Genomic DNA, 23,757 nt, shown 5'->3' with positions numbered 1-23,757 from the left:
CCTCCTTCGGGAGGCTTTTTTGTTGAATGGCCTGTGCGCCTCTATTATGGAGGGTACCAGCCCAACCAGTGAGAGTGCCCAATGAAACCCGTTTTGGCAGCCGCCGATGTGGCAACCGTTGAAAACGCCTGGGCGTCGGTTCAGGCCGGGGAAGACGGTACCTGGCCGTTGATGTTGGCCGCCGGTCAGGCGGTTGCACGACGCGTGGAAGCGCTGGCCTGCGACGGCACCATCTGGATACTGGCCGGAAAGGGCAACAACGGTGGTGATGGCTACGTGGCCGCCTGGTATTTGCACCAGGCGGGGTATGACGTACGACTGATTGCTCCGCTTGGCGCATCGCGGGCGGGTTCGGATGCTGAACGCGCCCGGCGGCGCTGGCTGGATGTGGGTTCAGAGCAAGCGACGCTGCCAGACAGTCAGCCTGCTGTGGTGATCGATGCTCTGCTGGGTTCTGGTCAGCAGGGCCCTCTGGCCGGGTCACTGGCAGAAATGATGATGAAAGTTAACCGTATCTCTGCCAGTCAACTCGCGGTTGATGTGCCGACGGGTCTCAATGCGAATACCGGTGTGGCTGACGCAAACGCCTTTCAGGCTGACCAGACCTTGAGTTTCATCGCCTTCAAGCCAGGCTTGCTGACCGGTGACGGACCCGGTTGTGTGGGTGAGCTGGTACTTGAAACATTGGGCATTGACGCCGCTGACTGGGCACAACGCCTGAATTTGTCCATTCATTGGCAGATGAACACTGAGCCGGCCTGGCCAGCGCGCAGCCCTAACGGTCACAAAGGTGGCTTTGGGCAGGTCAGTATAATGGCGGGCTCTGCGGGGATGGGTGGGGCCGGATTGCTGGCAGCCCGGGCCGCGCTGGCTGCTGGTGCCGGTAAAGTGATCTGGCACACAACGCACGGCATTGCCCAGTCTGCACTGAGTGCGCAGCCGGAATTGATGACGGCAACGTCCGATGCCTCAAGTGTTCCTGCCGCGGCCATTGTGGTGTTGGGGCCGGGTCTGGGCCGAACCGGGGAAGCCTATGCTCTCTGTGAACGCCTGGCCCAGCAGTGTGGAGCGGGTGTATTGGATGCAGATGGATTGTCCTGGCTGGCTGCTCATCCCAAAGCACTGCCTGGCTGGGTGATGACGCCACACCCGGGCGAGGCGGCTGCATTGCTGGGCCTGTCGGCAGCGGCAGTGCAGGCGGATCGCTGCGCGGCCGCGCTGGCATTGAGTGAGCGTTATGAGGCGGTGATTGTGTTAAAAGGTGCTGGCAGCATCATTGCAGAAGCCGGTCAGCTATTTTTCAGCCATCCCGGGACGGTGGCCATGGCTACACCCGGCATGGGCGATACGCTGGCCGGGTGGATTGGCGGGCTCATGGCTCAGGGTTTTTCGTCGCTGCAGGCGGCATGTTCGGCCACATGGTGGCATGCCGCTCTGGCGGCAAATCTGGCTGATCAGCAGCGAATCGTGTTGGCCAGCGACCTGCTACCCCTTATGCAGGCGGCTCGCCCGACCAGTCTCGACCAAGGTTATTAACGCACTGGTTGCGCAGTCTTGTGCGTTGTTCTGTCAGCGTTTCGCCTGTGTTGCGCCGCGGGTTGTCATAGTGATACACCCGTACCTGGTTCAGAACCGAGGTGCAGGTACCCAGAAAAACCCCACCCTGTTGAGACACCGGAGAGCAGGGAGCCGGGCTGAACCGGGTTTGTGTGCTGCCGCTGTTATCGGCGACACAGGCGCCAAGAGAGCCGCCGTCTACGGTGCTGATGCAAATATTGCTGGCATTGGCTGTTAAGGGTGACGTACTGCAACTGCCCTCAGCGCCAAAGCTGGGTTGGCTGATGACGTCACTGGCGTTGGCTTGCAGGGCAAGGCCATCAGTCGCCTGATTACCTTCGCTGTCGGTTGCTACAACGGTCCAGGTGTAGGGGCCTGGGTCGGTCAGAGTGGCGGAGAAAAGCGACCCAAGGCCGGTAGAAACCCGCCCATCGGGACTCACCAGGGTGTGCTGAAACGACAGATTTCCCAGGATGTCTGAGCGGCTACCGCTTACGTCAACCTGCCAGTCTTGCGGTGCGGTGAAGGGCGACGACGGTGTGGCCTGATAGTCGATGCTGATTGGGTTGTTGTCAGTCGGAATCGTCGGTGGAATTGAGAAGGCGTTCGCGAGAGCGTCCCGGCCAATTGGGATGAGCGACGCAGTGTCATCAAACAGCGTGTCATAGGCGAGTGTGGCAAGCGTGTCCGCATCATTGTCGAGGGCGCTCAATCCGCCTGGCGTTGCGGCCAGTTGCACGTGGTCATGCAGTGCATCCAGCCAGTCGAGGTCAGGGTCGGCGATGTATGGGTCGGTATAGGGGCTACGGGCCGTTTCCCACTCCGGCGCGAGCCAGGCTTGCAATTGTGCTTGCGCGGCCTGCTGAAGGGCTGGCGTAAAGCTGCTGATCAATGCATCGCGACATGTTTCATTGGTTGAGCAGTCGTCCAGAGTCTCTCCCTGTTGATACTGGCTCCAGCTATCGAGCAGGGCATCCGTGGTCGGGTTGATATTGATCAGGGAAACGGTCTGGGCGGGCTGATGTCGATACAGGCTCGTGAGGTTGACGGTGGACTGGTCAGCATTCTCTATGGTTGCGTGCATCAGCGCCGAGCGACGCCGCTCGGCCAGGAGTCGATAGACTCCGACATGGTTGGCACGGCTGCAGTCGGCTTCGATACAGACCTCGCTCCAGGCGCCAGGTCGGCCGATCGCCACGGTGCCAGTCAGGCGATACAGCGGATCGTCGGCCCCGGATCGTCCTGAGCCGCCCCCTTCAGGTTGGCTGCAGGCTGTCAGTGCCGTGATAAGCAGGGTGGTGGTGATGAAGCCAGGACCTAGGTGCACAAAAAAACTCCGGATCAGGCAGCCAGGCAGCTGCAGGTATTACATCGGACAGGACGCCCGGAACTTGAGCGGCGCTGACCCGATCTCTCTTTTTCGCTAAACTGGGCATTCTTCCAGCCTTGGCGGCCGATTTACCCTGACTCCGACAGATATCCGGGCCTGAGCAAAGGTTGCGGATAATCGGGTTGAGGCTATGCTGGCAGCCTAAGGCGTGATCATCCCTGAATACGCAGACAGAACAGTGAGAACAATGTGAGTTGGATCATTATACCCGATCAGCCATTGCTGTCCGCGATGGTGTGGGTGGCGATTGCCATGGTCGCGGGCTATGTGGCCCGGGCCTCGGTGGTGCGTCTGTTGAATGCATTGACCGGCTCGATCCGGCTGCTGCTTCGCGCTCAGTCCAAAGCGTTGATAGACGCTGCTGATCAGTTGCGCCGCCGCAACCAGGCGGTGTTGCTGGAAATGGGTCAGCAACGGCTTGAGCGTCGACTGGATCGTGAGTTTCACCAGGTCTGGCATCTGATCGACCGGGACCTGGCTCAGTTTCCTCATTGGCAGCGTCAGATCAGTGAACACATCAGTCAGCTCGAGGAGGATTATCACAAAACGGCGGAAACGCCGCCACCAGCCCCGGACTGGCTCGACTCCATCGCCGCCGTGGTGCGTCTGAAGGAGACGCAGAGCGGTAATCCGGCGTTTTCCAGTGTCCTGAAAGATTTGGAGGCAAATCTTAACCGGCAGCATGAACAGGCTTTGCATGATTACCGTAAAAGCATGAGTCAGCGACACCGGCTGTTGCACAGTATGATGCCGCAGTGGCGCAAGCTCAGCCATGCTATTGAGCGGATCCGTTCGGGTATCCGCGGTCTGCTCGACAGAGCCCGTGACATCGACCGGCATATGGATCAGTACCAGCGCCTGGTTACCGGGACAGAGCAAGCGAGTCGGGGATTGCAGGTGTCATTGCTGGTCGATGGGTTCTTGAGTGCCATGGTGTTATTGCTGTGGTGTGGTGTTGCCTGGTTGAGTTTTGATCTGATGAATGCACCTCTGCAGGCGCTGATGGCAGTGGGCGAGCCGCTGGCCGGTCTGGCGATGAACGACTGGGCCGGCCTGATGTTAATCGGCGTGAGTGTGTTTTTGGGCTGGTTATTGATGGAATCGTTGCGTATCACGCATGTGTTTGACGGTTTGTATGGTATGGACTCACGGGACAGGCGCCGCCTTGTCTGGGTGCTGGCCAGTCTGCTGGTGCTGTCGGCATTGGCTCAGGCAGGTTTGGTGTATATGCACCATAGGGCGGGAATGCCTGTAACCGAGCTTGAACGGTTGATTCAGTATCCGGTTATTGTCTATGAAGCACCTTTGTTGGATCAGGGGTTGGTGCTGGGTGCACGCATGATGCTGGCGTTTGTATTGCCCTTGCTATTGATATTTTTCGCAGTCCCTTTTGAGCGGCTGATACACTGCCTGCGCATCGTAATAGTCGCCCTTGTCGGGTTTGCATTGCGCATTCTGGCCTGGGTGCTGCGGCTTGCGTCGGGTTGGCTATGGTATGCGAATCGCGCCTTGCAGGCGATATACGATGTCTTTATTGGTCTGCCTTTGTGGCTAGCATCGCGTTGGCGATTGAAGTCTGCAAAGGCGGCAAACCAATCAGACGGTGCGACTGAGATTCGCAAGCCGGTTTAGCTTCGTCCAGTTCGGCTTAATGGCTCTAACAGCCCGGATACCCAGTCAATTCCCGGTAAACGCAGTGGTTTCTGGCCTGGCGCCCGGTTAGACTGGCCTCTGTCTTTCGACGGTGTCCGTACAGGTGCTCCGGGTGTGTCCCGGGCTGGTGTGATCCGAGTCGTGTTATGCGCCGGGGCAAATAGACCCGGGCAACGGCTTTCAGGTTGCTATCGGACAGGCGCCGAAAGAATCTCGCGGGAAGGGCATGCCCCACCCTGGCAATACATAGTAAGCTGGGTTTAAACCTGGCGCTTAACACAAGAAAAGGCAGGCATATTGATGCATTTGAAAAAAGGTTTGTTGGCCGGTGCAATCGCATTGGGTTTTGTAGGGTCAGTCATGGCAGAAGAGCTGAATACGGACGAGCAGAAAGCGTCTTACGGCATCGGTTTCGGTTTTGCATCAAACCTGATGCAGCAAACGCAGGGTCTTGACCTGGATACCGAAGCACTGATCTCAGGTATTGAAGCGGCCATGAGTGGTTCGGAGACTGCGGTGGGACAGGCTGAGATCAACGCTGCCATTCAGGCGTTGCAGGAAAAGCAACAAGCCGCCATGGCTGAACAGCAGGCTTCCCAGCAAGGGCAGGTCGCGGAAAACAAAGCCGCAGGTGAAACCTTCCTGGCCGAAAACGCCGACCGTGATGACGTGACGGTCACGGATTCAGGGCTTCAGTATGAAGTGATGTCGTCTACCGACGACGGGGCTTCTCCCACCGCTGATGACACCGTTCGCGTGCATTATCACGGAACTCTGATGGATGGCACGGTCTTCGACAGTTCGGTAGATCGTGGCGAGCCTATTGAGTTTCCGCTCAGTGGCGTGATCGCGGGCTGGACTGAAGGTGTTCAGCTGATGACCGAAGGCGATAAGTACAAGTTCTACATCCCGGCTGAACTGGCTTATGGCGACGCTAGCCCAAGCCCCTCTATTCCGGCGGGTTCGGTACTGATGTTTGAAGTTGAGTTGCTGGAAGTCATGTAACTGTGACGATCGGTGTCTCCGGTTTTGGCGGAGGCACCGAACACGTCTGGTATCGCGAGGCTTGAATCCCGCGATAGGCACCTGTTAATCAGGAAGAGGTCGAATCAGGCGTGATAGATACAAAAAAGGCGTACCCGTGGGTACGCCTTTTTTATGTGTGGCTCCTCGAGCAGGACTCGAACCTGCGACCAATAGATTAACAGTCTACTGCTCTACCAACTGAGCTATCGAGGAATAAGCTCTACCCAGTGCCACGCCCAATCGGGCAGGGTGGCCCCGGTGTTAAATTTTTGGCTCCTCGAGCAGGACTCGAACCTGCGACCAATAGATTAACAGTCTACTGCTCTACCAACTGAGCTATCGAGGAGCAACGGCGTTGTATTCTAGTGATTCGGACTGATGTGTCAACACTAATGCGTTGTTTTTTTTAGGTTTTTTGCAACTGGGGCATCTTTTCAACGATCGGCTTGAAGGGGTTTAAACGCCTTTGCAATGAGGTTTTTGGTTTAGGTACGAAACTTGCTAATTTGAGACTAATGCAAGATAACCGTCAAAAAAATAACGAGGTACCCCATGGTCACATTGGAAATGGTCGATGCTGGTGTCAAAGTCGCAGCCGGCATGCTGGTCAGTGGTCTTTTCTTCTGGTGGTATCTGCGCCGTCACACGTCGCTGGACCAGAAAGTGGTTGAAGATTTGCGCAAGCGTCGGGAGCTGATGGAGCAAGTGGCCAACAATGTGGGTCGCGTTCATCATGTTTATCAGCAATATCTCTCACTGGCGACCGAGTTTGCCCGCTATGGTCAGCAATGGCCAAAAAGCCGTCGCGATGAATTGACCCGGGTAGGGCAGGAGCTGGTGACCGTGTTTCACGACCTTACCGAGGCTGAAAGCACACTGTTGCTGTTGGGCGAGAAAAAACTCGAGCGCGCCCTGCGCATTTACGGCGCCAAAATTGTCAATTTGCGGCGACAGGTGCATGCCGAAAAGCATCAGTTCAGTGGCGAGGAGTTGCATACACTGGATGAAGTCAAACGTGAGATCGCGCAATTGCGTGAGAGCTTCTTTGACGCTCTGAGTACCCGCTATATGCCGCGCCGGGCTGCCTGATATGGCTAAAAAACCCTGTAAGCGATGCCAGCAAGTGCGTTACACCGGTTTTTTCATCGCTATCACATTGTTGCTGGGGTATATGCTACTGAAGGCAACGAGTTAAGCGGCCTGTACTCAGGCTTCAGTGTCAGGTCGGGAATGCGCACAGGGCGGGTGAATCGGGGTCGCACTGGCTGTCATGATTCAGTAGAATGCCGCGCTCACTTCGCCAGCTATGGCCGAGGCAGCCTGCCGTGACTCACAACGATCTTGAATTCCCCCCCTATGTTGCCGGGTGGGGTATGGCCAACGGTCATCTGCAATCCATCGTACCGTCGGTTTTCCGTCAGGTCTCTGTACCTTACCAGCGTTATCGCCTGGAACTGGACGATGGCGATTTCCTGGATCTTGATGAATTGCCGGCCGAAACGGCCAAGGCCCCGCTGGTCATCATCAGTCACGGACTCGAAGGCAGTAGCCACCGGCCTTATGTACAGGGCATGGCGCGCCATTTTCATGACGCGGGCTGGGGTGTCATCGCCTGGAATTTTCGCGGTTGCAGCGGCGACATGAATCGTTTGCCGCGGTTCTATCACAGCGGCGCCATTGCTGACCTAAAAGCCGTCATTAACCATGCCGTGCACCAGGGCGTAGAGCGCATTTTTCTAGTCGGTTTCAGCATGGGGGGGAATCAGACGGTATTAACCCTGGCCGAACCGGATTTGCCCGAGGCTGTCGTCGGCGGCGCCACCTTCAGTGTGCCCCTGGACCTTGAGGCGTGCGCCCATGCTCTGGCCCGGCCAGCCCAGCGAATTTACATGCGACGTTTTCTGCGCGATCTGAAAGTGAAAATCGCCGATAAAGCCGAACGCTTTCCCGATACCGTCAGCCTGGAAGGTTACGACGAGATCCGAAATTTCAAACAGTTCGACGACCGCTACACCGGCCCTTTGCATGGTTATCGCGACGCTGAAGACTATTGGCACAGTTGCTCCAGCGTTAAAGTCCTGGGCCGGCTGCGTCGTCCCACTCTGGTCGTGAATGCGCTTGATGACCCTTTTCTCGCCAGCCCCTGCTACCGCAGACCCAGCAATGCGTCGTCCAACTTACTGCTGGAAACGCCATTGCGCGGGGGCCATGTCGGCTTCATGCGCTGGCGTCTTAACCAAACCCTCTGGTCTGAGTTCCGCGCACTGGCCTTTGCCCGAAGTTGCCTGGAAACGGTGGATTATAAAACCGGTGTCCCGGTTTTATAATCCAGTTCTTCGGCTGGGTTTAGCTGATAGCATCTAGAACCTGCTGGCCACCGGGTAGGCCTATCCAGGGTCGGGCGGAATGCAGCCCACTCAACCCATCCATGGGGCCTAGTCTCCACGGACGGATTCACGACGACCCCGATTGACCATACCCAATGTCACCTACCTCACGCCACGGTAGTCTAAAAAACCGTAGCAGAGCCACAGTCGCAAACCAGGAGTCCCAATGACAGACCCGGAATTTGATCATTTGCTGGATACGCGCGGATTAAGATGCCCGGAACCGGTGATGATGTTGCATCGCCAGATTCGGAAGATGGCCATGGATGAAGTGGTGTGCGTGGTCGCCACCGACCCTGCCACCGAGCGTGATATTCCCCAGTTTTGTGAGTTTCTCAAGCACATCCTCGTCCAGCACTCCAAGCTGGACGACGAGTACCGGTACTGGGTTCAGAAAGCCGGGCGTTGAGCGCTTTTCAAACGGTGACCGGTGCATCCAGATTCGCCAGTGGCTGGCGGCTGAACCAGAACAGCCGAATCACCAGCAGGAAGGCAGCACTGGTCAGACCCGCGATCAGGCCGATCCAGAAGCCGGCCGCGCCCATGGCAGGGGCGATCCAGTCGGTAAACGTCAGCACATAGCCCAGTGGCAGGCAGATGGCCCAAAACGACAGCATCATGATGTACATCGGTATGCGAGTGTCACGGTAACCGCGCAAGGCGCTGATGCAGGTAACCTGCATGACGTCGGCAATCTGAAAAATGGCGGCGTAGGCCAGTAACAGCCCGGCCACGGCCTGTACCTCAGGGTCACTGGTGTAAAGTCGGGCGATCAGGCCAGAGCCGAGAAAGAACAGGGTTGCATATACGGCGGCGATCGCCATCACCAGAACGAGTGAGCTGCGCGCGTTCAGTCGGGCGGCGTCTGTTGCTTTGGCGCCAATCAGAAAGCTGATGCGCAAGGTCAGGGCCATGCCAAGGCTCAGCGGCACCATAAACACCAGCGACACAACATTCAGTGCAATTTGGTGGCCTGCGACCACAACGGGCCCCAGCGGTGCCAGAAACAGCGCGATGACAGAGAAAACGCTGGCTTCGATGAATATCGTGAAACCAATCGGGACGCCCAATGTCAGCACGTATTTGATGTCAGCCCAGTGAGGCTTGACCCAGTCGTCGATCAGGTGGAAACGGCTGTAATGGCGGCTACGATTGAGGTATATGATGAAGCCGGTGACGGCAACCCAGTTGGAGATGGCTGTCGCCCAGCCACAGCCGATACCACCCAGTTCGGGCATGCCGAGTTTGCCGTAGATCAGAATGTAGTTGAGCGGCAAGTTCAGTCCCGTTCCGAGTAGGGAGAAGGCCATGAAAGCCTTGGTATGGCCCAGGCCGTCAGTCAGGCCGCGTAATGCAGCAAATACCAGAATAGCGGGTATGCCCCAGGCGAAAGCAGACAAGTAACCCTGGGTGATTCGCGCCGTGTTGGCCTCCAGTTGCAGAGCATTCAGAATGGGCCGGACATTGACCAGAAACAGAATGATCAGGGCGGCGGCGGCGACCGCAATGTACAGGCCTTGCCAGGTAATCGGCATGACTCGGTTAAGGGTATTGCTCCCCCTATAGCCGGAAATGATCGGTTGCAGTGCGCTCAGGGCACCCATGAAAAACAGGAACAGCGGCACCCAGAGGCTGGTGCCAATGGCCACGCCCGACAGGTCTTCAGCACTGGCGTGGCCAGCCATGATGGTGTCAATGACCCCGTTTGCCATCTGTGCCAATTGTGCGACCAGGATTGGCCCGCCCAGCAGAGCCAGTGTCTTCCATTCGCTCAGCGTGCGTCCTATCAGGCTGGCCTGTCGAATGGGCTTTGGTTGATGACTTTGGTCCACTGCAGAATCCTTGAAAGAGGTGCGCTGTTAAAGAGGCGCGATAGTATGCTCACTTTTGGGGCGTTTCGCCATGGATCCCTGAATCGAACGGGCCCGGCTTGCGTCGTGGTTCCCAAACCGTAAACTGCCCGTCGAACGATTCGAAGGCCAACCCATGCAGACATCACATGCCTTAATCCATACTGATCAGCCATTAAAAGGGGCTGACTTGCCCGTTACCCGCTGGGAAGCCGGTGTGGAGGGGTTGCTCGATTGTCTGAACCCCTGGCTTGAGCAGCGCTGGCGGACCACCCTGGTCGCCGGGGCGGGTGAGCCGGTCTATTTGCCCGCGACGCAAAACAGTGCGTTGCATCAGATTGTATTTGCCCATGGCTATTTCAACAGCGCCTTGCATGAACTGGCACACTGGTGCCTGGCTGGCGCCGACCGGCGGTTGCTTGAAGATTACGGTTACTGGTATTGCCCGGATGGTCGCGATGCCGCTCAGCAGGCTGCGTTCGAGCAAGTCGAAGTTAAGCCTCAGGCGATAGAGTGGTGGTTTGCCGAGGTGTCGGGGCGATCGTTTCGTACCAGCACCGATAACCTCAATGGCACCCCAACCGACAATCAGCCTTTTCGCGAGGCCGTTCAAAAGCAAGCAATACATTACCTGTTGGAAGGTTTGCCTGCCCGGGCAGGTCAGGCCGTTGGCTTGCTGTGCCGCCATTTCGGGAATGCCAGTCCCAAGGCCATCTGTTTCGCTGACCTGCCAGACTGATGGGTTGCCCCCAGAGCATGTCATCCCAATCTATGACTGGACGACGGTGCAAAAAGTCGCTTATTGTCGGACCCGTCTGAACATACCGGTGAGGAAATAGCACATGGCTTCGATTCAACGCGTCAGTTTTTTAGGCTTGGGGGTTATGGGCTTCCCTATGGCCGGGCATCTGCAACAGGCCGGCTTTGAGGTCAGTGTTTATAACCGAACAGCCAGCAAAGCCCGGCTGTGGGTCGATGCATATGGTGGACGCCTCGTAGAGACACCGGCCAGTGCTGCCAGCGAGGCTGATGCCATTCTGGTGTGTGTTGGTAATGACGACGACGTCCGCTCCCTGTTGCTGGGGGAAGATGGGGTTATCGCCAATGCTCGCCCCGGGACGCTGATTATCGACCACACCACAACGTCGGCCGACTTGGCCCGTGAGTTGGATGACGAGTGCCGAAAAGCCGGGCTGAGTTTCCTTGATGCGCCGGTTTCCGGGGGGCAGGCGGGGGCGGAGAATGGTCAGCTGAGTATCATGTGCGGTGGTGATTCTGACGCTTTTGAGCGCGCACGGCCTCTGTTTGCGGCGACTGGAAAGCAGGCGCGCCTTCTGGGGGCAGCGGGCAGTGGGCAATTGTGCAAAATGGTTAATCAGGTGTGCATTGCCGGCATACTGCAAGGTCTGGCCGAGGGCGTCAGCCTGGCCAAAGCGGCGGGACTGAGCGTTGAAGACGTCCAACAAGTGCTGGGGGGTGGAGCAGCCCAAAGCTGGCAGTTGGATAATCGGGCCATCACCATGGCAAACGATGAATTCAATTTTGGCTTCGCCATCGACTGGATGCGCAAGGATCTGGACTACGCATTGGCTGAAGCCGGGAGGCTTGGCCTGGAGCTGCCTGTTGCGACCGAAGTTAATGGTTACTACCGCCAATTGCAGGATGCCGGGTTAAACCGCTGTGACACTTCAGTGTTGATTCGCCGCCTCGCTCCCGGCTGGTCGGGCTAATCAGCGACGCGCTCTGGCGCAGAACCAGTGGCTGCGCCGAAATGGGCCGAAGGCGCTGAAAAGGTCGAGAGTGCATAAAAAGTGCGCTACAATCGGCACCGCTTGCGCAGCCGCGGGTGTGGCACTCTTGTTAATATAGGTGCCACGGGCCCAGCCCCAGTGACGTGTGCGGTGATTGACTGGCTCCTGAAGCCCGGCACCACACACGGTTACAAGCCCTGAAAACGAGTGCAAGTGCGTTAACAGCCAGCGTGCCCCAGGCCCTTGCTGTGTTCTTTAGTAAGGCATTACCGCCGAAGCCTGCCACCTCTGAAATGCTAGAACCAGGTGGCCTTCGGACAACGAAGGGTAACGATCCATATTGCCGATCCTGACAGGACGGACGGGTCAGTTGCCGTAAAACCAACAGGTACCCGGCCGGTGAATCGCCGAGTGCCTCCAACTATATTGGTCTGTGTGAATCTGTGACAAGTCAAGCTAGAAAACCTCGTAAACCCCGTTGGCACATCTCTCAATTCAAAGTACCCGAAGAACCCGGCAAAGTTCGTTTTCACGATCTGTTTTTGCCGATTGCTCTGATGCGCGCCATCCACGAAATGAGCTATCAGTACTGCAGTCCCATCCAGGCGATGACCCTGCCTTATACGCTGGCGGGTCACGACTGCATCGGTAAGGCACAGACGGGCACGGGTAAAACCGCCGCCTTCCTGATTACGGTCATTACCGATCTGATGGAACACCGGTTGCCGGAACAATACGCCGGTGAACCCCGTGCCCTGATTCTCGCACCAACGCGTGAGCTGGCCCTGCAAATTGCTGAAGACGCCAAAGCCCTGACCAAACACAGCCGCCTGAAAGTGGCCGCGTTGGTTGGCGGCATGGATATGGACAAGCAGCGCAAACAACTGGAAGAAAGCCGACTCGACATTCTGGTGGCGACACCGGGCCGTCTGATCGACTTTATGAATCGCAAGCAGGTGTTTCTTGATCAGGTCGAGACACTGGTCATCGACGAAGCCGACCGCATGCTCGACATGGGCTTCATTCCGGACATCAAAACCATTGTCCGGGCGACACCGAAAACCGAAGAGCGCCAGACCCTGCTGTTCTCGGCTACCTTCTCCTACGATATTCTCAATCTGGCTGAACGCTGGACGCGTGAGCCGGTGCGGGTGGAAGTAGAGCCGACCGTGAAAACCGCCGAAGACGTTGAACAACACGTCTATCTGGTGACCACTGCTGAGAAATACCCGCTGCTGCGCCATGTGTTGCGTCAGCCGAATGCTGACCGTGTCATGGTGTTCGCCAATCGGCGTGACATCGTTCGGGACCTGAGCGAGCGCCTTGGCAAAGACGGCATTCAGTGCGAAGTGTTGTCGGGCGAAGTGCCTCAGGCCAAGCGCATCCGTACGCTTGACAACTTTAAAGAAGGCAAGGTGCCGGTTCTGGTTGCGACCGACGTTGCGGGCCGGGGCATTCATGTAGAAGGCGTCTCGCACGTTGTGAATTACACGCTGCCGGAAGATGCCGAAGATTACGTGCACCGCATTGGCCGTACCGGTCGTGCTGGCGCCAAAGGCGTCTCTATCAGCTTTGCCTGCGAAGACGACTCTTTCCAGATCCCGGCGATTGAAGATTACATCAAGCGCAAGATTGAGCTGGAACAACCACCGGTCGAGTGGTTGGCTGAAATCGGCGAGACGACGCCGTTGTCGAAAGCTGACGAAGACGCTGAGCAAGCCAAAGACGATGCTGCTGCGCAGGAAAATGACGCTGAGCAGAAGCAAACAGCCCGTGCAGATCAGGCAGAAGCAGCTGAAGTGATTGTCGAAGCCGACGTCACCGTGCAAGCAGAACAGGCCGATGCCGACCCGGTTGAAGCGGACGACGACCGGGGCAACCGTAAAGACGGTGCCCAGTAAATGACAACGGCACCACCGGGGCTGCGCATCGTCGCTGACGAGAACATGCCCCATGTCGAGCCCTGGTTCTCAGGGCTTGCGACTTCCCTGACTCGCTTGCCGGGTCGCTCCCTCTCCCGATCTGATCTGATGAACGCTGATGTACTGCTGGTGCGCTCCGTTACCCGGGTAGACGCGCAGCTGCTGGAAGGTACGCCGGTGCGATTTGTGGGCAGTGCTACCATCGGCACTGACCACATTGATCTGGCCTGGCTTGAACAGCACGGTATTGCCTTTCATCATGCGCCCGGCTGCAACGCTCAATCGGTAGTAGATTGGGTACTGTCGGTATTTGCCCGCTTGCATCTGGATCTGGAATTGCCCTGGTGGCAACAGACCATTGGCGTTCTGGGTGCTGGCAATGTCGGCGGGAAACTGGTCGAACGGCTGCAAGCCCTGGGCGTCCGCACGCTGGTGTGTGACCCACCCAAAGCCGCACAGAGCGGTCAGGGTGGCTATGTTGATTTACCCACCCTGTTGCAAGCCAGCGACATCGTCTGCATGCATGCGCCCCTGACCCGGGGCGGCAAATACGCCACGGAAGGGATGATCGGCTCAGAACAGCTTGGCTGGCTAAAGCCGGGAGCCTGGCTGATCAACGCCGGTCGAGGCCCGGTCATACAAGAGGCACCCCTGCAGGAAGCCCTCGATGCCCGCTCTATAAACGCCGTACTCGACGTTTGGCCAGATGAACCCCGGGTCGGTGAAACTCTGCTTAATGCGGTTTACCAGGCGAGTCCTCATGTAGCCGGGTACAGCCAGGAAGGCAAGTGGGCAGGCACCCGCATGCTCGCTGAAGCCGTGCATCAATGGTCAGAAAAACCTCTCCCCAACGGTCCGGATTTACCCGAAGGCCCCAGGCTCGACGCTTTCTTTTTCGACACGGACACGCCTGAATACCTTGGCAGCGAATTGATCCAGGCTTTACATGACCCGGCACGCGACACGGTGGCGATGCGGTATGCCCTGGATAGCGGGACTGTCCCGCCGGATACCTTTGACAGCCTGCGCAAACATTACCCCAAGCGTCGGGAGCTGGCGGCCGCCCATGTGATCAATGTGCCCGAAGGCGCGCGAGCCTGGCTGAGTAAGTTGGGTTTTGCGATAGAGCAATGAATGAGACGCTGGTGTTCAGCGTATCGGCTCGGCTCCTCGTGGCGGAAACCAATAAGTTGACCATTCTCAGCCGAACTGCCTTAAACCAAGCTATTGATCAGCCGGGGTGTCGATGCGCTCAATGAGAAACTGGTTACGACCCTTTTCCTTGCATTGATAAAGCAGCTCGTCGGCCCGGACATAGAGATTGTCGGGTGTGACGTCACTGCCATTGAGTACGCAAGCCACTCCGATGGAGGCGGTGATCGGGGTGGTGTCGGTTGTTGACGAAATGACCGTCAATGCTGCCTGGAACTGGTGCAGCATCTGTTTGATTGCTGTGCTTGATTCCGTTCGAAACACGACTCCAAATTCCTCACCACCAATACGGAATACATGATCATCGCTGCGCTGAAACGTGCGTTGTAGCAATTGACCCAGTTGCGTTAGCAAGACGTCACCGGCCGGGTGCCCGAATTGATCGTTAAAGTTCTTAAAATAGTCCAGGTCGATCAAGGCGAGGCAAAGCCAGGGGTTATCCCGGTCTTTACTGCGAACCGATTGTTCCAGTGTTGACTCAAACGTTCGTCGATTTTTCAGCCCCGTCAGTGCATCGGTAATAGAGTCCTGTTCGAAACGATTGGCCAGTTGCTTCAACTCCCGGGTCTTGATCGCCACTTGTTCCTTGAGTTCCTGGTTCATTCCCCGTTCCCGCTCGAACAGGTAGGACTGGTTTTCAATCCTCTCCAGTTTCAGTGATCGGATACGGTCTGCCATGGCCAGGGACAGTACCAGCAGTTCGATCAGCGAGCCGATATTCAGGGCGTTTTCAGTCAGCCAGGTCGAGGGTACCAGGGAAAGTACACGTCCGTAGTACGCGAAGGCTGAAGCAATCAACAATACCCAGGCCAGCAAGTAAATGCGCGCGGTTCGGAGCCCTTGCCATGACAAGTAGATCGCGACCGCCAGTACGGTGAGCATGGTGATCATCGCAGCCGGGATGATGAGCTGGAATGCAAAGGCGTAGTAATCCAGCGTCGACAAAACAACGGGGATGAGCATGGCCATGGCAAGGAACAGTAGACATCGGCTGGTGCGAGGCATGCGGGTGTTCAATGCCAGGAAGCGACGCGTAAAAATAATCAGCGTGATAAAAATGCTGCCACCAAAAAAGGCGGTCGCGATGTTGTTCAGAATCGGGGCGTTGGCCAGTGGCCCCAATGCAAGATAGCCGCGAAACGCCAGATTCCAGAGCAGAAAACAACTCAGATACAGGCTGTACAACAGGAAATCACGTTCACGTGTCGCGATCCCGACAAACAGGTTATACAACAGCAGGATCGTTATTGCACCGTAGTAGAAGCCAAACCAAAGCGCTTCCCGGTCTTTTTGCATGAAAAACGAGCCCTGACTCATCAGTGCCAAGGGGAGGGCATCGTAGAGACCATCGTGGCTGTCGAACCGGGCTATAAACTGAATCTGCTGGTCTGGTGCAATGCTGATCGGAAAAGCAAATGCCCGATAGAGAAAGGGTCGGTCAGACGCAGGGCGGCGGTCGCCTGTTTGCCAGGATTGAACGGTTGATTTGTTGCCATCAAGCAGCCAGGCATCAATGTAATCCTGCAGGGGTTGGGCGACATCCAGTATTAACCGGATGTTGGTGTCAGTCGGGTTGTGAAGGGTGAAGCGGACCCAGTAGGCCGAAGGGTCGAAACTGAAGTTGAGGACAGAGTCGCTAATAGGTGTCCAGTCTGCATTGGGTTTTCTGAGGACGGTATTGAGGCCCCATGCTTGGGTATCAGGGGGTTCTTGCAACAGCTCTGCCGAACCGGTCAAGTCGTCAGGTAGCTGGTTGGCGGACAGAACAACGGCATAAGCGGTGTTAAGCAATGAAGCAAAAACCCAAACCAGCGCGGTTGTAAAAATGGCAAGGCACCAGCCCTGCCGACGGCTTTTACGGCGCATTCCACCTCCCAGTTGAGAAGTCAATTCCCTGTCGAGTGACCATTGAAACTCTGTTCGAGCGAGTATAACGGTCCTTTTCAGTTCGCGTAAGAAAGAAAGCACGTTATTGAGTGGGTTTTTTCACCGCCAGGGCCACACCGACTACAGCAACCGCGATACCAACCAGGGCCAACGGCCCGAGTTGCTCGTCAAACAGAACCCAGGCCTCTATGGCTACGACCGGAGGGACCAGGTAGAACAGGCTGGCGACCCGGGATGCAGCTCCCCGGCGTATCAGGGTCATCAGCAAGAGAATGGCCGCAATCGACAGGCCAAAAATCAACCAGAGCAGTGCCAGAGTGAAGGTTGGCGTCCAGTTGATGGTGCGTGTCTCGAATAACCAGGCACCGAGGCCGAGTATCAGGCTGGCACCCAGATACTGGATGAACGTGCCCGTTACCAGGGGCATACCGGTGCAATAACGCTTCTGGTAGAGGGTGCCAACGGAGATGCCCAGCAGTGCAGAAAACGCGCTGGCGACAGCGATCCAGCCAAAACCGGCAAACAGGTGAGTGGGGTTGTTCATATCCAGCTGTTCGGACAGCACAAGAGCGATGCCAACCAGTCCCAGCAGAATGCCGAGCCACTGTTGTCGGTTAATGGTCTCGCCTAACCAGAAACGAGCAAGAATAGCCGTTACCAGAGGCTGCAAACCGACGATCAGGGCCGTTACCCCGGCTGGCATGTCCAGGCTTATGGCGGTAAATACGGCGCCCAGATAGAGCCCGTGAACCAGCATACCGACAATGCCAATGTGCAACCACAGCATAGGCGCTTTGGGCCAGCGTTCATTGAGAAACTGGATCAGGACAAACAAGACCGCCAGAACGCCAATGAAACGTACGAACAGGAAGGTATAGGGTTCGGCATACGGAAGGCCGAATTTTGCGCCAATGAAACCAGTACTCCAGAGCAGCACAAAAAGGACGGGCGTAGCTTTTAACCAGAGACCGTGAGCAGTGTATGAGGCCATTCAGTTTCCCTGTTGTTCGAGGCTGACACAGTGTTCGATGATGAATGAAAGAAGGTGATGATAATGGAAATCTGCCAAAAAGGGGGGGGGGTAATGGCGGATATCCGTTCAGGTCGCAGAGAACCTTGATTTCCAGGGTGCATTCCTTTTTGTTCATTTTGCCTAAAGAGGGCGATTGCTCTCTGAAAACGTTTTCTCTCATATTTTTGTAATATATCGGATTTATTCTTCCAATTAGTTCGAATACAGCACAAATAGACCGTAAATATTGTATTGAATGAAAACGTTATCTAGTTTTCTGGCTCCAATAAGAACAAAACCAAACAAAAGGGAAAAACATGAAGAAATTAGTGCTTCCATTTGCTGTCCTGTCTCTGGTGCTCGCTGGCTGCAATACAACGAGTTCTGATGGCGACAGCGCGCCCATGAACTTTGAACCGCGCATCAATGCCACCGATGTCGTTCGCGGGGATGCGCCTGAACTGGCGGCGCTCGGTGACTATGAGACCGGAATTACCACACTCACCGTGGTCAATGAAGACCAAACGGACCTGGCCAGTGCATCGGAATCGGGCGTGCCCACCTATGATCGTTCGTTGACTCTGGAAATCTGGTACCCGGCTGAGGCGGTCAGTGACGACACCGCTGATCGTACGTCACAGGCCGTTACACGCGATGGAGAAACCATCGCGACGCTGCGCGGGCAAGCAGCCCGGGACGCAACCCCACTGTATGCTGATGGGCCCTTCCCTTTGATTCTGCTTTCACACGGTTTCCCCGGTAATCGTTACCTGATGTCGCACTTTGGCGAGAATCTGTCTTCCAAAGGGTTTGTGGTCGTGTCCATTGATCACATGGAGAGTACTTATTCAGATCAGTCAGTGTTTGCCAGTACCTTGCTAAACCGGTCCCTCGACCAGAACTTTGTGCTTGGTGAAATGGCGCGATTGCGTGATGACAATACCCACCTTTTTGGGGGGCTTATTGATACCGATAAAGCAGGCATCATCGGCTATTCAATGGGGGGGTATGGTGCCATCAATACCGTTGGCGGCGGTTTGAGTGACGGAGTAACCACGCTGCCTTTCGGAAGCGCCACTCAGATGGGTTTGTTAAGCCAGCGTCAGTTGAGTGATGCGGGTTATCAGGCCACGGTCGACGAACGTTTCAAGGCGGTGATTGCGATTGGCCCCTGGGGTAACCAGGCGGGCATGTGGGATGCGGCTGGTTTGGCCAATATTGACGTGCCGGTGATGGTGATCGGTGGCAGTGTCGATGATGTGTCTAACTATCAGGGCGGGATAGAGCCGCTATACCAGGGTTTGTCAGGCATCGACAAATATCTGCTTACTTTTCAGAACGCCAATCACAACGCCGCGGCGCCCGTATCAGCACCCCAGGAAGTGTATGAGACCGGAGAAGGGTTTGATCACTATGCCGATGCGGTCTGGGACAATACCCGAATGAACAACATTGCCCAGCATTTTGCGACGGCGTTCTTTGAGCAGTATCTGAAAGGAGAAGATCGCGCCGCCTATCTGGATTTGATCCCGCTGGCACAAGACAGTGACGATGAAGCAGGCACCACCTGGGAAGGGTTTGATGAGCGAGATGCGGTTGGGCTTGAATTCAAGTCTGAATTGAAATAAAACTGCGCATCCCTGAAGAGTCGTACAGTGGTTCGGGCGTGATCGTTGACCGAGCTTTCGCGTGGACCACTGTCAGTTTTTGGAATCTTAGGGAAAGGTTCATAGCAAGGGTTCGAAAAACCCATAACACAGGGATTGAACGTGATTGAAGTATTTTATACGCATCGGATTGAAGGCCCGGAACTTGTTGAGCATCGGCAGGTAGTCAGGGGCTACAGTGAAGCCAGGGAAATAATCGAGCAGTACCCCTGGTCGTCAGAAGTGGCGCTCACCGAGGAACTGGGGGAAGGCGGTGGCTTGTTCTTCTTGCGCACGGGCGACAATGATGCCCGGGCCAGCTTGCAGCTGGTACCCACAGAGCCTGGTAAAGGTTTTTTGGATCTCAGTATCATGGCCAACAAAGGGTTTCTGGGCATCTTCGGCCGCAGATCAGCCAGTGTTACCGTTGATGAAGTCTCCATTGCAGAGGCGAAGACCTACGTGAAGCAGTTGTTTGACTATTCAATAGATGATTTGTACCAGAAACATAGCTCCTAACAGTCACAAGCCAGAGAGGGCTTGTTGTTAGTATCAGAGCCTCCTTAGTCCAGTATCCATCCTAATGGCGATCGCTTTCGTACTAGTTGAATAGCAGGTTAGGAAAAAACTGGCATGACAACCGTCTATTGGCTGACGCGCGATCTGCGTCTGGACGACAATCCGGCGTTGTATGAGGCCTCGAAAGCGTCGACTCTGGCGTGTGTGTTTATAATCGACCCGCGATGGTTTGAGCCCGGCTCATATGGCTGGTCGCCGATGGGGCCGCATCGCTGGGCGTTCACTTGGCAGAGTCTGATGGCCCTGGAAGCGTCTTTGCAAGCGTTGGGTCAGCGTCTGATTGTTCGCTGGCAAACACCAGAGGATGGCATCCCAGAGGTGGTCAGAGCCCTTGGTGCCGAGCGTGTTGTCGCCAGTCGCCCCACCGCTGTGGATGAAAGCCGACAGTGGCAACTGATCACTGCCTCATTGCCAGATGTTCAATGTGACCTGGTCGAAACGCTGACCCTGTTTGACGAAGCAGACTTACCCTTTGAACTGGAAGCCTTGCCAACCACCTTTTCGGCGTTCAGGCGCGCGATTGAAAAATCCGGGCCTGGCCCGGTGAACCCCTTGATGATACCCGCTTCATTGCCTGCGCCAGCACCTGATCTGAGTCTTGATCAACGGCTTCAGCGTCCGTTTTCTGGCAGCATGGCATCACGCTTTGTCGGTGGCGAGGCGTGTGGCGTGAAGCATCTGGCCGGATACCTCTGGGAAGACCGGTCTATCCTGACGTACAAGGAAACCCGTAATGCGCTGGACGATTGGTCCGCTTCCAGCAAACTGTCTCCCTGGCTAGCCAGTGGCGCCTTGTCGGCTCGACGGGTCGTTGCGCAAATTGGCCAATTCGAGTGGGATGTTACCCGCAACGAGTCTACTTACTGGCTGTATTTTGAGCTGCTCTGGCGCGAGTATTTTCAGTGGTACAGCCGATATAGAGGCTCTCTGTTGTTCAATTCTCCAGAACATCCCGGCCAGCCTGTTTCCCTTATTGGTGTATCTGACTTTAAGCGTTGGCTAGTTGATCCGACCACGCACATTCTGGTGCGCGCTGGCCGGGCGCAATTGGAAAACACCGGATACCTGTCGAACCGGATGCGACAAATACTGGCCAGCGCCTGCGTTTATGACGGACAGTTCGACTGGCGGATAGGAGCGGCCTGGTTTGAGCATTTCCTGGTGGACTACGACGTGGCCAGCAACTATGGCAACTGGCAATACATCGCCGGTGTTGGTGCTGACCCAAGAGGTGGCAGGGTGTTTAAACTCGACAAGCAACTTAGCCAGTTTGACCCAGAAGGAGCCTATTGCCAGCGCTGGCTTGGCCAGCCCTGAATCATCGGTTCGGCCGGTGCGCCATCAACACCTGGCGTAACACTTCCTCGGTCATGTCGGATGAACCCTCTTGCAGGGCCAGCCTCAACTCGTCGATGCGCGAGACGCCGCCCACGACCGGATCGATGTGACTGAGCAGGCGAAAGCCATCGAGTGTGAGTACACAGTGGTTTACCGCAAGGGATCGTTCATGGTCGCTGTAGCGCATCAGGCCTTCGTCGGTCAGCCACAATACCGCGTTGAAGCAAGCCATGTGGCGGTCGCTGTGTAAGCCATATTCATCGGGCGTATCAGGGCCACTGATGTCTTCGATATAGACCGACACCTGGCGCGGGAAATGCCGGTAAAGCGTGACGAGAATGCGCGCCATGTCGTTGTAGAATTCCGTGATGTGAATATCCAGCATCGGATTTCCTCTGGCTCAAATCAAGGTAGCCTGAACGTACCCGTCAGGCCTGCGTATAGTGGCTGAAAAAGCGTTCAAGCCGGTTCATTGCATCGTTCAATACTTCCCGGGGTGGCAAGAACACCAGTCGGAAGTGATCGACATCCGGCCAGTTAAAGCCCCGGCCGTGTACCACTAGCATTTTCTCCTGGCGCACCAGGTCCAACACCAGTCTTTCGTCGTCGGTCAGCTTAAACTTTTGTTTGTCCATTTTGACAAACATATAGAGCGCGCCCTTGGGTTGCACGCAACTGAGGCCGGGAATAGCATCGATGCGCTCATAACACAGATCCCGCTGATCACGCATGCGACCACCCGGAATGATCAGATCGTTGATGCTCTGGTAGCCGCCCAGTGCAGTTTGAATGGCATGCTGGGCTGGCACGTTGGCGCATAAGCGCATGCTGGCCAGCATGTTCAGCCCTTCAATAAAGTCTTGTGCCTTGTGCTTGGGACCGCTGACGACCAGCCAGCCGGACCGAAATCCGGCGAGCCGGTATGACTTGGACAAACCATTAAAGGTCAGTGTTAATACATCCTGTGACAGGGCGGCGAGGCAGTGGTGTTCGACCTCGTCGTACAGAATCTTGTCGTAGATTTCATCAGCCAGAATGACCAGACTGTGTTGGCGTGCTATCTCCACGACATCCAGCAGCAGTTGTTTCGAGTATACCGCACCGGTTGGGTTGTTCGGGTTGATCAGGACAATAGCCTTGGTGCGCTCGGTAATCTTGCTGCGAATATCGTCCAGATCCGGAAACCAGTCGGCCCCCTCATCGCAGTGGTAGTGCACGGCCTTGCCGCCGGACAGGGTTACGGCGCCGGTCCACAGCGGGTAATCGGGTGCCGGTACCAGCACCTCATCGTCGGTGTTGAGCAACCCCATGCAGGCGAGCTGTATCAACTCGCTGACGCCATTGCCCAGGTAAATGTCGTCGATTTCGACCCCCTGAACGTCGCGCTGCTGATAATATTGCATAACCGCCTTGCGCGCGGAATAGAGACCTTTGGAGTCGCTGTACCCTTCACCCTGCGGTAAATTGCGGATGACGTCGGTGATGATTTCGTCCGGAGCATCAAAGCCGAAGGGTTTGGGATTGCCGATGTTGAGCTTTAGAATACGGTGTCCTTCATCTTCCATACGCCGCGCTTCGTCGAGAACGGGCCCGCGAATGTCGTAAAACACATTGGCCAGCTTGTGAGATTTATGCAGCGTTTTCATGGCACTCCTGAGGATGCGTGAGGTCAAAACCGGGATGAAGGCCGGTATACAATGAACAGGTTTCACCGGGCTAGGGTCAACACCGGACCCGCTCATGCCGATGGTACGGGCTAATCGCCTGTCTACTTACGCTGAGTATAAGGCGACGCCAAACACTTTCCTATGGGAGACCCGCATGACGGATAAAATTGTGAAGACCGATGACCAGTGGCGTGCGGAACTGACGCCGGAACAGTACCGTGTGACACGACACGCAGGCACAGAACGACCTTTCTCAGGAGCCTACTGGGACACCACAACCGAGGGGCTTTATCGTTGTGTGTGCTGTGGTTCCGAGCTGTTTCGCTCTGATACCAAATTCGATGCAGGTTGCGGTTGGCCAAGCTTTTACGAATCCCTGAATCGTGAGGCGATCATCGAGCGTGAAGACCGGTCCCATGGTATGACCCGGATTGAAGTGCTGTGCGCCCAATGCGAAGCCCATTTAGGGCATGTATTTCCGGATGGCCCGGCACCGACCGGATTACGCTATTGCATTAACTCGGCGTCGCTGAATCTGGAAGAAGGCTGAGCTATCCAAAAGCCTCTTGCTTGTGTCCGGGTGACTGCAAAGGCACCCGGATTCGCCAACCCACCGTTGATCATGCCTGAAAACTCTCCCCGAGCTCACTAATTGTTTCGACCTCGAAACGATGTTCGAGCCAGCCTAGTCCCTGCCTGCAGCCGATTTGTGTCAGGTTTTGTTAAAGACTTTGTCAAAGTTGCCCTTGAACTTTAGGGGTCGATGCATTACTTTGTTTTATATTGAACGACCAATCAAAAAAGATTGTTGGTCATTTGGTGGTAAACTGGCATCCGGTCAATCGAGACTCTTTTCATTGAGACAGGACGAGTGAAACGC

At 56.0% G+C, this 23,757-nt stretch carries 20 protein-coding genes and 2 tRNA genes; 14 read left to right on the top strand and 8 right to left on the bottom strand.

Annotated features, from left to right (window positions below; genetic code table 11):
• Nucleotides 1-81: 81 nt before the first annotated feature.
• The gene (locus G565_RS23155) at nt 82-1,536 is read left to right on the top strand and encodes a bifunctional ADP-dependent NAD(P)H-hydrate dehydratase/NAD(P)H-hydrate epimerase (protein WP_051207425.1); all 1,455 of its coding nucleotides are present in this window, start codon (nt 82-84) and stop codon (nt 1,534-1,536) included.
• Here G565_RS23155 and G565_RS0105760 read toward each other — a convergent pair.
• On the bottom strand, nt 1,493-2,884 hold the full coding sequence (locus G565_RS0105760; RefSeq protein WP_028670088.1) for a hypothetical protein: 1,392 nt from the start codon (nt 2,882-2,884) through the stop codon (nt 1,493-1,495). The two genes, G565_RS23155 and G565_RS0105760, sit on opposite strands and share 44 nt — an antisense overlap.
• 252 nt (nt 2,885-3,136) lie before the next feature.
• Here G565_RS0105760 and G565_RS0105755 point away from each other — a divergent pair, with 252 nt between their 5' ends.
• Both G565_RS0105755 and bamJ read left to right on the top strand, forming a co-directional pair.
• Nucleotides 3,137-4,579: a hypothetical protein gene (locus G565_RS0105755; RefSeq protein ID WP_028670087.1), complete on the top strand. Its 1,443-nt coding sequence runs from the start codon at nt 3,137-3,139 to the stop codon at nt 4,577-4,579.
• Nucleotides 4,580-4,900: 321 nt separating this feature from the next.
• Nucleotides 4,901-5,605: a BamJ family beta-barrel-assembly machinery protein gene (gene bamJ / locus G565_RS0105750; protein ID WP_037337909.1), complete on the top strand. Its 705-nt coding sequence runs from the start codon at nt 4,901-4,903 to the stop codon at nt 5,603-5,605.
• Nucleotides 5,606-5,763: 158 nt separating this feature from the next.
• On the opposite strand, the gene G565_RS0105745 is transcribed toward bamJ, so the two are convergent.
• Together G565_RS0105745 and G565_RS0105740 are read right to left on the bottom strand one after the other, a co-directional pair.
• Nucleotides 5,764-5,839: transfer RNA gene (locus tag G565_RS0105745), tRNA-Asn, on the bottom strand.
• A gap of 57 nt (nt 5,840-5,896) precedes the next feature.
• Nucleotides 5,897-5,972 (bottom strand) — tRNA-Asn (locus G565_RS0105740).
• A 206-nt stretch (nt 5,973-6,178) separates the two neighbouring features.
• Between G565_RS0105740 and G565_RS0105735 the strand changes: the two genes are divergently transcribed.
• The 3 genes from G565_RS0105735 (at nt 6,179) to tusA (ending at nt 8,422) form a co-directional block, all read left to right on the top strand.
• Nucleotides 6,179-6,715: a hypothetical protein gene (locus tag G565_RS0105735; RefSeq protein ID WP_028670085.1), complete on the top strand. Its 537-nt coding sequence runs from the start codon at nt 6,179-6,181 to the stop codon at nt 6,713-6,715.
• Nucleotides 6,716-6,951: 236 nt separating this feature from the next.
• The gene (locus tag G565_RS23150; protein WP_211227133.1) at nt 6,952-7,953 is read left to right on the top strand and encodes a YheT family hydrolase; all 1,002 of its coding nucleotides are present in this window, start codon (nt 6,952-6,954) and stop codon (nt 7,951-7,953) included.
• A 226-nt stretch (nt 7,954-8,179) separates the two neighbouring features.
• Nucleotides 8,180-8,422: a sulfurtransferase TusA gene (gene tusA, locus G565_RS0105725; RefSeq protein ID WP_028670084.1), complete on the top strand. Its 243-nt coding sequence runs from the start codon at nt 8,180-8,182 to the stop codon at nt 8,420-8,422.
• 7 nt (nt 8,423-8,429) lie between these two features.
• On the opposite strand, the gene G565_RS0105720 is transcribed toward tusA, so the two are convergent.
• The gene (locus G565_RS0105720) at nt 8,430-9,845 is read right to left on the bottom strand and encodes an MATE family efflux transporter (protein WP_028670083.1); all 1,416 of its coding nucleotides are present in this window, start codon (nt 9,843-9,845) and stop codon (nt 8,430-8,432) included.
• A 154-nt stretch (nt 9,846-9,999) separates the two neighbouring features.
• Here G565_RS0105720 and G565_RS23145 point away from each other — a divergent pair, with 154 nt between their 5' ends.
• From G565_RS23145 to G565_RS23135, 4 genes are all read left to right on the top strand, one after another.
• On the top strand, nt 10,000-10,602 hold the full coding sequence (locus G565_RS23145; protein ID WP_084649249.1) for an elongation factor P hydroxylase: 603 nt from the start codon (nt 10,000-10,002) through the stop codon (nt 10,600-10,602).
• A gap of 103 nt (nt 10,603-10,705) precedes the next feature.
• On the top strand, nt 10,706-11,593 hold the full coding sequence (locus G565_RS0105710) for an NAD(P)-dependent oxidoreductase (protein ID WP_028670082.1): 888 nt from the start codon (nt 10,706-10,708) through the stop codon (nt 11,591-11,593).
• Nucleotides 11,594-12,171: 578 nt separating this feature from the next.
• A complete protein-coding gene (rhlB, locus tag G565_RS23140; RefSeq protein ID WP_425413967.1) occupies nt 12,172-13,515 on the top strand; it encodes an ATP-dependent RNA helicase RhlB in 1,344 nt (447 codons plus the stop codon).
• On the top strand, nt 13,516-14,670 hold the full coding sequence (locus G565_RS23135) for a 4-phosphoerythronate dehydrogenase (protein ID WP_051207421.1): 1,155 nt from the start codon (nt 13,516-13,518) through the stop codon (nt 14,668-14,670).
• A 90-nt stretch (nt 14,671-14,760) separates the two neighbouring features.
• Here G565_RS23135 and G565_RS0105695 read toward each other — a convergent pair whose 3' ends face one another.
• Together G565_RS0105695 and G565_RS0105690 are read right to left on the bottom strand one after the other, a co-directional pair.
• Nucleotides 14,761-16,614, bottom strand: coding sequence for a sensor domain-containing diguanylate cyclase (locus G565_RS0105695; RefSeq protein WP_028670081.1), 1,854 nt, complete (start codon nt 16,612-16,614; stop codon nt 14,761-14,763).
• Between the two features lie 103 nt (nt 16,615-16,717).
• The gene (locus G565_RS0105690) at nt 16,718-17,626 is read right to left on the bottom strand and encodes a DMT family transporter (protein WP_028670080.1); all 909 of its coding nucleotides are present in this window, start codon (nt 17,624-17,626) and stop codon (nt 16,718-16,720) included.
• Between the two features lie 338 nt (nt 17,627-17,964).
• Between G565_RS0105690 and G565_RS23130 the strand changes: the two genes are divergently transcribed.
• From G565_RS23130 to G565_RS23125, 3 genes are all read left to right on the top strand, one after another.
• Nucleotides 17,965-19,275, top strand: coding sequence for an alpha/beta hydrolase family protein (locus tag G565_RS23130; RefSeq protein ID WP_211227132.1), 1,311 nt, complete (start codon nt 17,965-17,967; stop codon nt 19,273-19,275).
• Between the two features lie 141 nt (nt 19,276-19,416).
• Nucleotides 19,417-19,812, top strand: coding sequence for a hypothetical protein (locus G565_RS0105680; RefSeq protein WP_051207419.1), 396 nt, complete (start codon nt 19,417-19,419; stop codon nt 19,810-19,812).
• A gap of 114 nt (nt 19,813-19,926) precedes the next feature.
• Nucleotides 19,927-21,189, top strand: coding sequence for a DASH family cryptochrome (locus G565_RS23125; RefSeq protein WP_037337948.1), 1,263 nt, complete (start codon nt 19,927-19,929; stop codon nt 21,187-21,189).
• Nucleotide 21,190: 1 nt separating this feature from the next.
• On the opposite strand, the gene G565_RS0105670 is transcribed toward G565_RS23125, so the two are convergent.
• Both G565_RS0105670 and G565_RS0105665 read right to left on the bottom strand, forming a co-directional pair.
• A complete protein-coding gene (locus G565_RS0105670; protein ID WP_028670078.1) occupies nt 21,191-21,595 on the bottom strand; it encodes a hypothetical protein in 405 nt (134 codons plus the stop codon).
• Between the two features lie 43 nt (nt 21,596-21,638).
• Nucleotides 21,639-22,856 carry a pyridoxal phosphate-dependent aminotransferase gene (locus G565_RS0105665; protein WP_028670077.1) on the bottom strand — a complete coding sequence of 406 codons (1,218 nt, stop codon included), beginning with the start codon at nt 22,854-22,856 and terminating at the stop codon, nt 21,639-21,641.
• Between the two features lie 175 nt (nt 22,857-23,031).
• On the opposite strand from G565_RS0105665, the gene msrB reads away from it, so the two are divergent.
• Nucleotides 23,032-23,427, top strand: a complete 396-nt coding sequence (gene msrB, locus G565_RS0105660) for a peptide-methionine (R)-S-oxide reductase MsrB (RefSeq protein ID WP_028670076.1) — start codon at nt 23,032-23,034, stop codon at nt 23,425-23,427.
• Nucleotides 23,428-23,757 lie beyond the last annotated feature (330 nt).

The organism is Saccharospirillum impatiens DSM 12546, assembly GCF_000423605.1.
Classification (GTDB): domain Bacteria; phylum Pseudomonadota; class Gammaproteobacteria; order Pseudomonadales; family Natronospirillaceae; genus Saccharospirillum; species Saccharospirillum impatiens.
This window is presented reverse-complemented; position numbering and strand designations above follow the sequence as displayed.

Bases quoted from the DNA above. Each gene is read 5' to 3' on its own strand.
- G565_RS23130 (WP_211227132.1), top strand. From the start codon at position 17,965: ATGAAGAAATTAGTGCTTCCATTTGCTGTCCTGTCTCTGGTGCTCGCT.
- G565_RS23145 (WP_084649249.1), top strand. From the start codon at position 10,000: ATGCAGACATCACATGCCTTAATCCATACTGATCAGCCATTAAAAGGG.
- G565_RS23155 (WP_051207425.1), top strand. From the start codon at position 82: ATGAAACCCGTTTTGGCAGCCGCCGATGTGGCAACCGTTGAAAACGCC.
- tusA (WP_028670084.1), top strand. From the start codon at position 8,180: ATGACAGACCCGGAATTTGATCATTTGCTGGATACGCGCGGATTAAGA.
- G565_RS0105670 (WP_028670078.1), bottom strand. From the start codon at position 21,595: ATGCTGGATATTCACATCACGGAATTCTACAACGACATGGCGCGCATT.
- msrB (WP_028670076.1), top strand. From the start codon at position 23,032: ATGACGGATAAAATTGTGAAGACCGATGACCAGTGGCGTGCGGAACTG.
- G565_RS0105710 (WP_028670082.1), top strand. From the start codon at position 10,706: ATGGCTTCGATTCAACGCGTCAGTTTTTTAGGCTTGGGGGTTATGGGC.
- bamJ (WP_037337909.1), top strand. From the start codon at position 4,901: ATGCATTTGAAAAAAGGTTTGTTGGCCGGTGCAATCGCATTGGGTTTT.
- G565_RS0105690 (WP_028670080.1), bottom strand. From the start codon at position 17,626: ATGGCCTCATACACTGCTCACGGTCTCTGGTTAAAAGCTACGCCCGTC.
- G565_RS0105695 (WP_028670081.1), bottom strand. From the start codon at position 16,614: ATGCGCCGTAAAAGCCGTCGGCAGGGCTGGTGCCTTGCCATTTTTACA.
- rhlB (WP_425413967.1), top strand. From the start codon at position 12,172: ATGCGCGCCATCCACGAAATGAGCTATCAGTACTGCAGTCCCATCCAG.
- G565_RS23135 (WP_051207421.1), top strand. From the start codon at position 13,516: ATGACAACGGCACCACCGGGGCTGCGCATCGTCGCTGACGAGAACATG.
- G565_RS0105735 (WP_028670085.1), top strand. From the start codon at position 6,179: ATGGTCACATTGGAAATGGTCGATGCTGGTGTCAAAGTCGCAGCCGGC.
- G565_RS0105665 (WP_028670077.1), bottom strand. From the start codon at position 22,856: ATGAAAACGCTGCATAAATCTCACAAGCTGGCCAATGTGTTTTACGAC.
- G565_RS23125 (WP_037337948.1), top strand. From the start codon at position 19,927: ATGACAACCGTCTATTGGCTGACGCGCGATCTGCGTCTGGACGACAAT.